This window comes from Streptomyces sp. NPDC051907, from assembly GCF_040681075.1.
GTDB lineage: Bacteria > Actinomycetota > Actinomycetes > Streptomycetales > Streptomycetaceae > Streptomyces.
In genome coordinates, this window is sequence record NZ_JBFAYB010000071.1 from 1 (window position 1) to 12,569 (window position 12,569).

General features: G+C 73.2%; 11 protein-coding genes. 8 read left to right on the plus strand and 3 right to left on the minus strand.

Features of this window, described 5'->3' with window-relative positions:
* Positions 1-320 (plus strand): asparagine synthase-related protein (locus AB0M39_RS29370; protein ID WP_365368976.1); only part of this gene is annotated, 320 nt, incomplete at its 5' end.
* 548 nt (positions 321-868) lie between these two features.
* Here the strand turns inward: AB0M39_RS29370 and AB0M39_RS29375 are convergent.
* Positions 869-2,974, minus strand: a complete 2,106-nt coding sequence (locus tag AB0M39_RS29375; protein ID WP_365368977.1) for a histidine kinase — start codon at positions 2,972-2,974, stop codon at positions 869-871.
* A 22-nt stretch (positions 2,975-2,996) separates the two neighbouring features.
* On the opposite strand from AB0M39_RS29375, the gene AB0M39_RS29380 reads away from it, so the two are divergent.
* The 6 genes from AB0M39_RS29380 (at position 2,997) to phzG (ending at position 9,265) form a co-directional block, all read left to right on the plus strand.
* Positions 2,997-3,701 carry a response regulator transcription factor gene (locus AB0M39_RS29380; protein ID WP_365368978.1) on the plus strand — a complete coding sequence of 235 codons (705 nt, stop codon included), beginning with the start codon at positions 2,997-2,999 and terminating at the stop codon, positions 3,699-3,701.
* Positions 3,702-4,133: 432 nt separating this feature from the next.
* Positions 4,134-4,667 (plus strand): PhzA/PhzB family protein, encoded by a 534-nt coding sequence (locus AB0M39_RS29385; protein ID WP_365368979.1) that lies wholly within the window; start codon positions 4,134-4,136, stop codon positions 4,665-4,667.
* 51 nt (positions 4,668-4,718) lie between these two features.
* Positions 4,719-5,957 (plus strand): 3-deoxy-7-phosphoheptulonate synthase, encoded by a 1,239-nt coding sequence (locus AB0M39_RS29390; protein WP_365368980.1) that lies wholly within the window; start codon positions 4,719-4,721, stop codon positions 5,955-5,957.
* A complete protein-coding gene (locus AB0M39_RS29395; RefSeq protein ID WP_365368981.1) occupies positions 5,954-6,577 on the plus strand; it encodes an isochorismatase family protein in 624 nt (207 codons plus the stop codon). Before AB0M39_RS29390 ends, AB0M39_RS29395 begins: the two co-directional genes overlap by 4 nt.
* Complete coding sequence (locus AB0M39_RS29400) at positions 6,574-8,622, plus strand: anthranilate synthase family protein (RefSeq protein WP_365368982.1); 2,049 nt, start codon at positions 6,574-6,576, stop codon at positions 8,620-8,622. Before AB0M39_RS29395 ends, AB0M39_RS29400 begins: the two co-directional genes overlap by 4 nt.
* Positions 8,615-9,265 carry a phenazine biosynthesis FMN-dependent oxidase PhzG gene (gene phzG / locus AB0M39_RS29405; RefSeq protein WP_365368983.1) on the plus strand — a complete coding sequence of 217 codons (651 nt, stop codon included), beginning with the start codon at positions 8,615-8,617 and terminating at the stop codon, positions 9,263-9,265. The genes AB0M39_RS29400 and phzG overlap by 8 nt, the downstream gene beginning before the upstream one ends.
* A 64-nt stretch (positions 9,266-9,329) precedes the next feature.
* Here phzG and AB0M39_RS29410 read toward each other — a convergent pair whose 3' ends face one another.
* The gene (locus AB0M39_RS29410; RefSeq protein ID WP_365368984.1) at positions 9,330-9,956 is read right to left on the minus strand and encodes a DUF4232 domain-containing protein; all 627 of its coding nucleotides are present in this window, start codon (positions 9,954-9,956) and stop codon (positions 9,330-9,332) included.
* A 322-nt stretch (positions 9,957-10,278) separates the two neighbouring features.
* Positions 10,279-11,742 carry a serine/threonine-protein kinase gene (locus AB0M39_RS29415; protein ID WP_365368985.1) on the minus strand — a complete coding sequence of 488 codons (1,464 nt, stop codon included), beginning with the start codon at positions 11,740-11,742 and terminating at the stop codon, positions 10,279-10,281.
* A 77-nt stretch (positions 11,743-11,819) separates the two neighbouring features.
* On the opposite strand from AB0M39_RS29415, the gene AB0M39_RS29420 reads away from it, so the two are divergent.
* Positions 11,820-12,371, plus strand: coding sequence for an RNA polymerase sigma factor (locus AB0M39_RS29420; protein WP_365368986.1), 552 nt, complete (start codon positions 11,820-11,822; stop codon positions 12,369-12,371).
* The last annotated feature ends 198 nt before the right edge of the window (positions 12,372-12,569 follow it).

A 12,569-nucleotide genomic window follows, 5' to 3' on the forward strand; every position in this document is an offset into this window, starting at 1 on the left:
CGGCCCAGCCGGTCCAGGCCGCTCTGCCGGTCACCGCCCTGCTCGCCCGGGGAACCGCGCTGACCGGACTCGCCCGCGACATCCTGTCCCCGGCCCGGCTCAAGGGCCTCGGGATGTTCGACCCGGCGGCCGTGGACCGCCTGCTGACCGCCCAGCTCGCCCGGCCCGCCGACCGGCTCGCGACGGCCGTCTGGTCGCTGCTGATGTTCGAGCTGTGGCGCGAGGAGTACGGGGTCGCGCGCCTGGCCTCCCGTCTGCCCCGCCGGGCGGCGGCTCCCGCGGACCTGCCGGTGCTCAGCCGCAGGCTGGTCGCGTACTAGGCGGGTGCGCGGGGTCCCGGTGAGCTTGGGGACTCATGCGTGCGGGACACCCGAGATGGAACATTCGTCTCGTAATCGTTCGCATGGTCGCACGGCCGTCGGGGTGGGCGGAGTGACCCGGAGCAGGAAGAGAAACACGGATGAAGTCCAAGGTCATCGCATCACTCGCCACCTGCGCGGCAGTCGTCGCAGCCGTGGTCATCGGATCGCGGGACAAGGGAGGAGCCACACCGGGGTCCACGCCTCTGAGCAGGCTGGGGGTGTGGGTCCGCAACTGCCCCCCATGCCCAAAGGCGTTCCGCCGAAACTGACGGAGCATCGCTCCCGGCGCCCGCTGCCGACTACGGCAGCGGGCGCCGCATGCGTCCGCGGCTCCACGCCGATGGACGGGGGAGGGATCCGAACCGGCCCCGGACCAGCGGCGGGCAGGTCGCCGCGTCTGGTGGCCTGGAACGAGGCCGGCGTCTGGGATCGGCTGCACCAGCTGCTGCTGAACAAGCTGCGGTCGAAGAACGGCCGCGCCGCCCCGGACGGGCCGAGGTCGGCCGTCAGCCGGCGACGTCGCCCAGCACCGGCCCCGAGTGCCGGGGCAGTACGGCGAGGACGCTGGTGCCGTGCGGAAGCGGGCCGACGGTGCACCAGCCGCCGATCTCCGACGCCCGGTCGGCCATGGAGCGCAGGCCCATCCCGCCGGCGTCCGGGCCCCTGTCGGCGCAGGTCCCTTCGATGCCGACCCCGTCGTCCAGGACGGTCAGCGTGAGCGCCATGCTGTCGACGTGCACCTGGACGTCGGCGCGGCGGGCCCGGGCGTGGCGCAGCACGTTGTTCAGGGCCTCGGCGGCGATCCGGTAGGCCGCCACCTCCACGGCCGCCGGAAGGGGCGGCAGCGGCGAGGGGACGAGCTCGAAGCCGACGGCGAGCCCCGGGCTGTCGAAGGCGGCGGCCAGCTGGCGCAGCGCGGCGCTGAGGCCGAGCTCCGCCAGCGGGGCGGGACCGAGCTGATCGGTGATCCGCCGTACCTCCTTGATCGCCATGCCGAGGTCGCCGGAGACCTTCCTGAGGGCCTCGTGCATGGGGTCCTCGGACGGCATCCGCGCCGCGGCGTTGTCGACGCGGAGCCGGAGCCCGGCGAGGGCCGGGCCGAGCCCGTCGTGGATGTCCCGGCGCAGGCTGCGCCGCTCCTCCTCGCGCGCGGTGACGATCTGCTCCCGGCTGGTCTGCAGGTCCTCCTGCAGACGCAGCGAGGCGAGGGCCGGAGCCGCCTGGTTGGCGAGCGACGACAGAATGCCGGTGTCCTGGTCGTCGAGCGTCTCCTCGCCCTCCCGGGGGCTGACCGACAGATAGCCGATGACCGTGCCGTGGTGCAGCAGTTCGAAGTGCTGCCGGTCCGCGCCCGCGTGTCCCGCCCGCGCGAGCGTCTTGGGACCGGCGCGGGTGTGCACGGCCAGCGCGGCGCCCGGCAGCCGCAGCGTCTCCACGACGGTGGTGCACAGTGTGGCCGGGATGTCCTGAGGACTGCCCGCATGGCTGATGCGCTCGGCGAGGGTCTGCAGCACCTGATAGGGATGCGTCCGGTCTCCGTAGTACAGCCGGTCGACCATCCCCATCGCCCAGCCCCTGGTGCGGCGCAGCCCGGCGCCCAGCAGGAACGCCAGCGCCACCAGCACCACCGCGTCGGCTGCCCGGTTCGGCGTCAGCCCGCCCGCCAGGACCGCCGCGGCGGCGACGTAGACGGCCGTGAGCACCGTGGCCACCAGCAGCCCGGCCAGGATCCGCCGCGCGGACCGGCTGATGCGCCAGGAGCCGGTGCGCATCACCACGTAGACCACCGTCGCCGCCCACAGCGCCGAGGCGGCCGTGAACACGGTGTACGTCGGCCAGTAGTAGCGGTCCGCGAAGCGGTAGTACAGCTGCTGCGCGCCCGCCCACAGCAGATATGTGCCCAGCAGCAGCATGAGATGGCGGCGGTGGCGCGGCTCGCCGCGGCGGATCCGCGTCAGCAGCACGGCGGTGCTCACGCCGATGAGCAGGAAGTGGCCCACCTCCTGAGCGGGCGCCAACAGGCTGCTGAGCCAGGCTGCCTGCTCGCCCCACCAGCCCTCGGCCAGCGGGTTCGCGGCGCCGAAGCCCTCGGCGAAGGCCGCGTAGGAGAACACCTGCGGCACCAGCCAGACGGCTACGGCGCCGAGATAGATCCACCAGCCCCTGGACAGCCGTCCTTCGGGGAACCACAGCGGCAGCGAGTACCAGAGCGTGGCCTTGACCAGGTTGGCCACGGCCTCGAAGGCGATGACCGCTCCCCGCCACCCGGGACCCGGCGTCTCCAGCCACATGGGGGCGGCGGCCACGGACGGCAGGATCACGGCCATCGAGTAGACCAGCAGCGCCCATCCGAAGGGCGCTGCGCCGGGCCAGTGGGCGTGGATGAGCACAGCCGCTGCGGCCGTCGGCAGGCCGTACAGCAGGACCCGCAGGCCCTGGGCGCTCTCGGCCACGCCCGGCGATCCGAGGTTGGCGAGCAGATAGCAGATCCACAGACCGCTCAGGGTGAGCGTGGCGGCGGCGCACAGCGCGGCGGCGGCGAGCTGCCCCTCGCCTTCCGCATAGCGGGCCCCGAACAGCGTCCGCTCACTGTGCTCACTCCGTGAAGTCATCTCCTTACCTATAGTAATCAACATGATCGAAGAAACCTCCGGGGGACCCGAGGCGGCGCCCGTGACGGTGTTGCTGGTCGACGACCATCCGATGTTCCTGGACGGGCTGCGCGGGGCCCTGCTCCCGCAGGACGGGTTCCGTGTGGTGGGGGAGGCGTCCTCGGCCGAGGAGGCCATCGCGCTCAGCCTGCAGACCTCGCCGCAGGTGGTCGTGCTCGACCTCGGGCTGCCCGACGCCTCCGGCATCGAGGTCACCCGGCGGCTGCTGAGCGACCGCCAGGAGGTCCGGGTGCTGGTCCTGAGCATGTCCGAGGACGACGACAACGTCCTGGCGGCGATGCGGGCCGGGGCCGGCGGCTACCTCGTCAAGGGGGCCGACCGCGAGGAGATCCTCGCGGCGATCCGGACCGTGGCCGGCGGCGGCGCCGTGTTCGGACCGCGGATCGCCGAGCGTCTCCAGTCGTTCTTCGGGGCGCTCGCGGCCGCCCCGGGGCGGAGCGTGTTCCCGGATCTGACTCCGCGTGAGCTGGAGATCCTGGACCTGGTCGCCAGCGGACTGGACTACCGGCAGATCGCCAGACGGCTGACCATCTCCGACAAGACCGTCCGCAACCACGTCACCAACATCTTCACCAAGCTCCAGGTGAACGACCGCGCCCAGGCGATCGTCCGGGCCCGCAACGCGGGCCTCGGCGCGGGAGAGGCGCCGCTGCCCGGCCACGACTGACCCCGGTCCGCCGGGCCGTGCGAGACGGTCCCCGCCCGCTGCCCGGCCGGAGCGCGGCGGGCCGCGGCGGGCGCCGAGCTCGCCAGTGCCGGCGGTGCTGTGGATGTCCACGCTCAAGGCTGCCTCCTCGCACACGCCCCCGCCGAAGAGAGCCAGTCTCGCCGGCCCGGTGCACCAGAAGCATGAGGCAGCAGGCCCCCCTGTGCCCCATCCCCGTCCCGGTCGGGCCCTGGGCCGCGACCCAGGCGGCGCCCCGGCCCCGGGCGGGAGCAGAGGAGGGCGGCCTGCTCAGGCGCCCGGGTCGGCGGGCCGCCCACAGTGAGGGGCATATCGCCGCACCACCGGTTCGGCGCATCCGGTACGCCGGCATCCCGGTACGCCGCGACACGCGCCGCCGCAGACACGCTCCGCCGGAATCACGGGAGGACAGGCATGTTCAGCACCGCATACCGCCGTACCGCACGACAGCGCTCCGAACGCCGGCGGCGATTCGGCGAGCGCAGGCACAACGAGACGGCCGAACTGCGCGACCTCAACCGCGCGACGGTCGAGGCGTATATGAACACCCGCGGGCCCGACCGGCTGCGCCGCCACGAGCTGTTCGCCGAGAACGGCAGCGGCGGCCTGTGGACCACCGACACCGGGGTCCCGATCGTCGTGAAGGGCAGGGACAGACTGGCCGAGCACGCCGTCTGGTCGCTGCGCTGCTTCCCCGACTGGCAGTGGTACAACATCCGGATCTTCGAGACGCAGGACCCGAACCACTTCTGGGTCGAATGCGACGGCAGCGGAAGGATCGTCTTCCCCGGCTATCCCGAAGGGCACTACACCAACCACTTCCTCCACTCCTTCCAGCTGGAGAACGGGAAGATCAAGCAGAACCGCGAGTTCATGAACCCCTTCGAGCAGCTGCGCGCCCTGAGCATCCCGGTGCCCACGATCCATCGCGAAGGAATCCCCACCTGACCGCGCTCCGCACACGCCAAGAGCCGCAGCGAGCCGCACAGGGAGAGAGCCATGGAAGACGTTCTGCACGACATCCGTTCCCTCAACGCCATGCAGCAGCCCGACTGGCCCGACCCCACGCAGGTCCGGCGGGTCGCCGAAGCCCTCGCCTCCCGCCCCGCGCTCGTGCGGCCCGCGGACCTGCGCACGCTCCGCGGCCGCCTGGCGCAGGTCGCCGCCGGCCAGGCCCTGGTCGTCCAGTGCGGCGACTGCGCCGAGGACCCGGCCGAGCGCGCGCCCGTCCACGTCGGCCGCCGAATCGCCGTACTGGAGCTGCTCTCCGGAGCGCTCCGCGCGGCGACGGACAAGCCCGTCCTGCGCGTCGGCCGCATCGCCGGCCAGTTCGCCAAGCCCCGCTCCAGTGCCGTCGAGCGGGTCGGGGGCCTCGAACTCCCCTCGTACCGCGGGCACATGGTCAACGGGCCGGAGCCGGACCTCCAGAGCCGCCTGCCCGACCCGCTGCGGATGCTGCTCGGCTACCTCGCGGCCGGCGACATCATGGAGCACCTGGGCTGGCGCGGACACGACCCGCCCCGGCGGGGCACGGCGACGCCCGTCTGGACGAGCCACGAGGCGCTGCTGCTCGACTACGAGGGGCCCATGCTCCGCCGCGACGAGGAGGGGCGGCTGTTCCTCGGCTCCACGCACTGGCCGTGGATCGGCAAGCGGACCAACCAGGCCGACGGCGCCCATGTCGCCCTGCTCGCCCAGATCGCCAACCCGGTGGCCTGCAAGGTCGACCCGGACATGTCGGCCGCCGGACTGGCGGCCCTGTGCGAGCGGCTGGACCCGCACCGGCAGCCGGGCCGGCTCACCCTCATCGCCCGCATGGGCGCCGACAAGGTCGCCGAACTGCTGCCGCCGCTCGTCGCGGCCGTCCGCGCCGCCGGCCATCCGGTGGCCTGGCTGACCGACCCGATGCACGGCAACACCGTCACCGCGCGCGACGGGGGCAAGACCCGCCTGGTGGACACGGTCCGGCGCGAGGTCGCCCTGTTCCAGCAGGCCGTCCACAGCGCGGGAGGCGTCGCCGGCGGACTGCATCTGGAGACCACCCCGGACGACGTCGCCGAGTGCGCCGCGGACCAGGCGGAGCTCGAACAGGAGCGGGGCAGGTACACCAGCCTGTGCGATCCCCGTCTCAACCCGTGGCAGGCGCTGGCCGTGGTCGCGGCCTGGCGCGGCACGGCGGACGCACCGGAGACCGACAACCGCGTCCCAGCGACCGCGAACGGGAGTACTGCACCATGACCGGCCTGCCGCGCATCGAGCGCTACGCCCTTCCCGCCCCCCGCGACCTGCCCGCCAACACCGCCCGCTGGACCGCGGACCCGCACCGCGCGGTGCTCCTCGTCCACGACATGCAGAGATACTTCCTCGCCCCCTTCCCCGCCCCCGTGCGCAACGAGCTGGTGGCCGCCACGGCAGTGCTGCGCGAGCGCTGCGCCGGCCGCGGCGTCCCCGTCGCCTACACCGCCCAGAGCGGCGGCATGAGCGAGCGGGAACGCGGACTGCTCAAAGACTTCTGGGGCCCTGGCATGCGCGCCGCGCCACAGGACCGGCAGGTGGTCCCCGAACTCGCGCCCGCCGCAGGCGACTGGCTCCTCGTCAAGCGGCGCTACAGCGCATTCTTCCGCTCCGGCCTGCTGCGCCGGATGCGCCGCAGCGGCCGCGACCAGCTGGTCCTGTGCGGCGTGTACGCCCACGTCGGAGTGCTGGCCACCGCGGTCGACGCGTTCGCCAACGACATCCAGACGTTCCTGGTCGCCGACGCCGTCGCGGACTTCTCCCGGGAGTACCACGAGCAAGCCCTGCGCTACGCGGCCGAGCGCTGCGCCATGGTCGTCGCCGCCGAGGAGGTCCTGCCATGAACGACCTGCTGGACCAGGTGCTGAACGCCCCGCCGGCCGCGTACGCGCTGCTGCACCGCCCCGCGTCGGCCGGCCCCGACAGCCTCGACGTGCTGGTGGGCGAGGTGTCGCTGCCCCTGACGCTGGCCCAGATACCCGTGCCTGCCCCGGCTGTCTCGCCTGTCTCGCCCGCAGGGTCGGCGGACGGCCGCGCCGCCCGCCACGAGACGCTCGTCGTCGTCCCGTACCGCCAGATCAGCGAGCGCGGATTCAGCTGCGCCGACGACGGATCGCCCCTGATCGCGATGTCCGTCACCGGGCATCAGACGGTACGGGTCCGCGACGCACTGGACCGGCTGCCGCACACGTCGACCACGCTGACGGACGGCGGCTTCGACCTCGACGACGACGCGTACGCGCAGACCGTGCGCCGCCTCGTCGACGAGGTGATCGGCGCGGGCGCGGGCGCGAACTTCGTCGTCAAGCGCACGTTCACCGCGGACATCGGCCACTACACCCCGCACAGCGCCCTCGCCTTCTTCCGCCGCCTGCTGGAGCGGGAGTCGGGCGCGTACTGGACCTTCCTCATCCACACGGGCACCCGCACCCTCGTGGGCGCGTCCCCCGAGCGGCACGTCAGCCTCCGCGACGGCGTCGCCTCGATGAACCCCGTGAGCGGCACCTACCGCTACCCGCCCGGCGGACCGACCCTGCCCGGCGTGCTGGCCTTCCTCGCCGACCGCAAGGAAGCCGACGAGCTGTCCATGGTCGTCGACGAGGAACTGAAGATGATGACCCGGATCTGCGACGGCGACGCCCAGGTCAGGGGCCCCTACCTCAAGGAGATGGCCCGCCTCGCCCACACCGAGTACCTCATCGAGGGGCGTACCGCGCGCGAGGTGCGCGACATCCTGCGCGAGACGATGTTCGCCCCCACCGTCACCGGCAGTCCGCTGGAGAGCGCCTGCCGCGTCATCGCCGCCTACGAGCCGCAGGGCCGCGGCTACTACGCCGGATTCGCTGCCCTCATCGGCCGCGACGAAAAGGGCGCGCGCACACTCGACTCCGCCATCCTCATCCGCACCGCCGACGTCGACAGCGGCGGCCGGGTGCGCATCGACGTGGGCGCCACCCTTGTACGCCACTCCGACCCGGACTCGGAGGCCGCCGAGACCAGGGCGAAGGCGGCCGGGCTGCTCTCCGCGCTCACCGACCCGGGCCCAGGCCGCGCGGAGCACCCGGAGGCCACGGACGCGCCCGAGGCCCCCGGCGCCCTCGCGCCGAGCCGCCGTCGGTCGTTCGCCGCGCACCCAGCCGTCCGCGCCGTCCTGGAGCGGCGCAACGACACCGTCTCGGGCTTCTGGCTGCGCACAAGCGAGGAGCGGCAGCTGCCCCGGCCCGAACTGGCCGGGCGCACCGCCCTGGTCGTCGACGCCGAGGACGCCTTCACCGCCATGATCGACTGCCAGCTGCGCTCGCTCGGACTGGCGGTGACGGTGCGCCGGTTCGACCAGGAGTACACCCTCGACGGGTACGACGTGGTGGTGATGGGACCGGGACCCGGCGATCCGAGCGAGAGGGGGCACCCCAGGATGGACCGCCTGCGCTCCGCGGTGCGCACGCTCCTCGACCGCCGGCTGCCGTTCGTCGCCGTATGCCTCAGCCACCAGATCCTCAGCCTTCAGCTCGGCTTCCCGTTGGAGCGCAGGGACGTCCCCAACCAAGGAGTGCAGAAGGAGATCGACCTCTTCGGCCGCCGCGAGCGAGTCGGCTTCTACAACGCCTTCGCCGCGCGCAGCCCGGACGACAAGGCCGAGATCGACGGCGTGGGCGTGGTGGAGGTCTGCCGCGATCCGCGGACCGGCGAGATCCACGCCCTGCGCGGCCCCCGCTTCGCCTCCCTGCAGTTCCACGCGGAGTCCCTGCTCACGCAGGACGGCCCGGGCATCGTCGCCCGGACCGTGCGGGAGGCGCTGGGCCCAGACGCACACCGAGCCGGACCCAACGACCACCGCAGTGACAGATATGACCGAAATGACAGAACAGAGGGGACCATCCATGTCTGAACGCACCCAGGGCGCCCGCCGCTCGGAGAGCCTCACCGGGACCGTCGACGTCGACTTCCCCGAGTACACCTCTCCGCCCGCGGACCCGCTCGGGCTGCTGCGCCACTGGCTGCACCGCGCCGCCGAACTCGGCGTCCGCGAGCCGCTGGCCATGGCGCTGGCCACCGCGGACGACAAGGGGCGGGCCTCGACCCGCATCGTCGTACTGAACCAGGTCACCGACACCGGCCTGGTCTTCGCCACCCACGACGGCAGCCGCAAAGGACGCGAACTGCGCCGCAACCCCTGGGCGTCGGGCCTGCTCTACTGGCGCGAGACCAGCCAGCAGATCAGCGTCGGCGGCCCGGTGCGACGGCTCGCCGACACCGAGACGGACGCCCTGTGGGCAGCCCGTCCGGTCTTCACCCACGCGATGACGGTGGCCTCCCGGCAGAGCGACCCCCTCGACGACGTGGCCGAGCTGCGGGCCCGCGCCCAGCGGCTCGCCGACGCGGGACCGCAGCCGCGCCCCGCGTCCTACATCGGGCTCGAACTCGTACCGGACTGCTTGGAGTTCTGGGCGAACGGCGAAGGACGGCTCCACGAGCGGCTGCGCTACGACCGCGGCGACGACGGCTGGCGGACCACCCGCCTCCAGCCCTGACACCCCGACCCCCCCCGAGAGGATCCAGAGGTGACCGCGGAGCGAACCGAACAGCTCCCCTTGGTCAGCCGTCGGCGCTGACGACCGCCACCGAGACCTCCGAGGAGTCGCCCGACGTCGGCACCTCGCCGCCCGACCACTCCACGGTGAGCGGGTCCCTCTCGTCGGGCGGCGTGACGAGAACCGACGCGGGCGTCGCCGTACGCGCCCCGCTGATCCGCGGGTTGGAGAAGGACAGAGCGGACCTGGCGCTCTTCCCCGGCGCCAGCGAGACCTTTAGCGCCTGACCGGAGCCGCGCTGCGGATCCGCCCCCAACTGCTTGCCGGAGGCGTCCACGAAGGCCGCGCCCGGGTAGCCGACGAGGGTGCAGGTGCGCCCCGAGCGGTTGGTGAGGACGATGGGGAAGTTCTGCCGCCCCGCGCCGGGGTCGTTCTCGCCGATCGACGCGCGCAGCTCCGAGGTGTGGCAGCGGGTGGAGGAGGCGCCGTCGCCGTCGCCGTCGGAGGCCGAGGGGCGCGCGGCGGGCGTCGACGAGGCGGGGGCAGGGGTTGCGGCGCCGGCGGCGGCGCTCGTCGGGTCTCCCGCGGCCGGCTGGGCGGCGCCGGGCAGCTTCTCGGGGGAGCCGGGCCCGTTGCCGTCGGCGCCGCAGGCGGTGAGCAGGCTCAGCAGGACGATGCCGCCCGCGGCCATGCCCGCTCGGCAGACACCTCGCCGGGCAGGCCCCGACCTGAAGGGAGGGGAATCCGCTTCACGGGAGGTGTTCCGCTCCGCCGAGCCGCGCCGAATCGTCGTCATCTTCATGCTCCTTGAGAGTCGCTGCCCGCTGGGGGACACGGGCGAACGGCGGGCCGTGGTGCGCCGCCACCTCAATCCGATGCGCGCTCGGCCGAGAAAGTTCGCGTGGGTTTCCGCAGGGCCCGCTCCTGCGGGCGCCCCGCACGGCGGCCGGCTGCGAGCGCGTCCAGCCGTCTTCGGCGACTTCCGCTGGCTGCTCCTCGGCCCATTCAGCGGCTCAGTCCCCGACCGTCACCGACGCCAGTATCCGATCGGTCGCCTCGCCGTCCGCGTCGCCGCTCTGCCGGATCTGCACATACAGCTGCGGCTGCGCGCCGCCGCCGGCCTCCGCGTCCGCCGGGACGAGCCCGGCCTCCGTGACCGAGCCGCCGCTGCCGGGACAGTGCGTCCAGGTACGGATGTCACCCTGCCAGGCCGGACTCGTGAAGCCGCGCCCGCCCTCGTACCGGCAGCCGTCGTGGCCGAGGGCGCGGACCTTGGCCACGACGTCGCCCTGCTCGCTCAGCCCGACGAAGACTCCGTTGACCTCCGACCGGAGGTCCTGCCACTTCGTCACGGCATCCGCGACGACCAGGCCGGGTTCCTGCCCGTCGCGCAGCCCCAGAGCCCCCGGGTTCCATCCGGAGTCCTGCAACTGGCGGCTCCAGTCGGCGGGGACCTCGGCGGCGATCCTGCCGGTGGCGTCCTTCACCGTCGTGGTCGCGTAGTCTTCGCGGTGACTGCTCACCAGCGCGACGGTGACTCCCGCCGCGCAGGCCACGGCGGTCGCGGAGACCAGGCCCACGACCACGGCCCGCCGGCGGCGCGAGCGCACACCGGGCTCGTCGGCGGCGTCCGGCGCGAGCCGGGCTCCGGCGTCGTCGGCATCGACGGCGCCGCGGCCCGACGAAGCCAGAGCCGCCAGTCGTTCCAGCTCCTCGGCGAAGCCGAGCGCCGTGGGCCAGCGCCGTTCGCGGTCCGGCTCCATGGCGCGCAACAGCGCCCGCTGCGCCTCTGGGCGGAGGCCCGGAGCGAGCCGGTCGGGCCGGACGACCTTCCCGGGCGGACCGGGGATCGAGCCGGTGACCAGGTGGTAGCCCAGAGCGCCCAGGCTGTACACGTCGGCCCGCACATCGATGCCCGTGCCGGGCTCCGCCTGCTCGGGCGGCATATAGCCGGCGGATCCCGCCGCCATGGTGAGACCGGACGCCTGCGCCAGGCTCTTGGCCAGGCCCAGGTCCGCGAGCAGCAGCCGCTCGGCGCCGCCCGCCGACGTCCTGATCAGCACGTTGGACGGCTTGATGTCCCGATGGACGACACCGGCCTCGTGCAGTGCCGCCGCGCCGCGCGCCACGTCCGCCGTCAGCCGCAGGGCCTCGGACGCGGGGAGCGGCCCGTCGGCGATCCTCTCCTCCAGAGTGCCTCCGTCGGCGTACTCCATGACGAAGTAGGGCCTGTCGTCGCCGAGTTCGCCGATGTCGAAGACCTGGACGACCCGACGCGAGTCGGCCTGCCGCAGCAGCCGCGCCTCGGAGAGGAACCGCTCCCGGATGTCCATCCGGTGCACCCAGTTCTCGGCCAGCACCTTCACCGCGACGGGTGCTTCGAGCACGTCGTCGCGGGCGAGCCACACCACGCCGAAGGCGCCGGCGCCCAGGCGGCGCTGTAGACGGTAGCGGCCGATCCGCTCAGGGGAGTACATGCGATTATCATGCCTGGCCTCTGCTTGGCCTCTGGTCCACACGAGTTGGCCTCTGATCCACACGAGGGGAGTTTCCTGTGCACGATCCGACAGGGACCGAGGAGCTCGCCCTGGGTGCGGCCGCCGGTGACGAGGCGGCTCTCGACATGCTGCTCCAGACCATCCGGCCGGACGTCGTACGACGCTGTGGGCGGTTCCTGCCGTGCCGGGAGGACGCCGAGGAGGCCGCGCAGGACGTCCTTCTGCAAGTGGCCCGCCACATCAGGACCTTCGAGGGCCGCAGCCGCTTCAGTACCTGGCTGTACACGGTGGTCGCCAACTGCGCGCGCCAGAAGTACCGCGATCTCAAGCGGCGGGCGGCCGAGCAGCCGGTCGTCGTCGACGACTTGCAGCAGGCGGACCCCCGGACGACGAGCGTCATCGCCGGCTCCCGGGTGGACCTGCTGGAGGCGCTCGAACGGCTCGAGCGGGAGCGCCCCCATCTGGTGGCGCCGCTGGTCTACCGGGACATCTGCGAGCTGGAGTACGCGGAGGTCGCCGAGCGCGTGGGAATCCCGCTGGGAACCCTCAAGTCCCGGCTGAACCAGGCCCGCAAGGAGGTCAGGCTCCTGCTCGCCGACACCTCGTGACGGTGTCGGAGGCCAAATGATCACGATGCGCCGCCGCTGAGGCCGTCGCGCTCTTCCGTCCGCGGTCCGGGCGTCACCGCGGCGCGTGACGGCCACGCCTGCCCGCCGCTGGCATGCGGCGGCCTCGGATCCGTCGGCGTCCTCCCTCCGCCCTCCGGCTCCGAGGCCGCGTACGGCCGCCCGGCTGGGGGAGCTGAC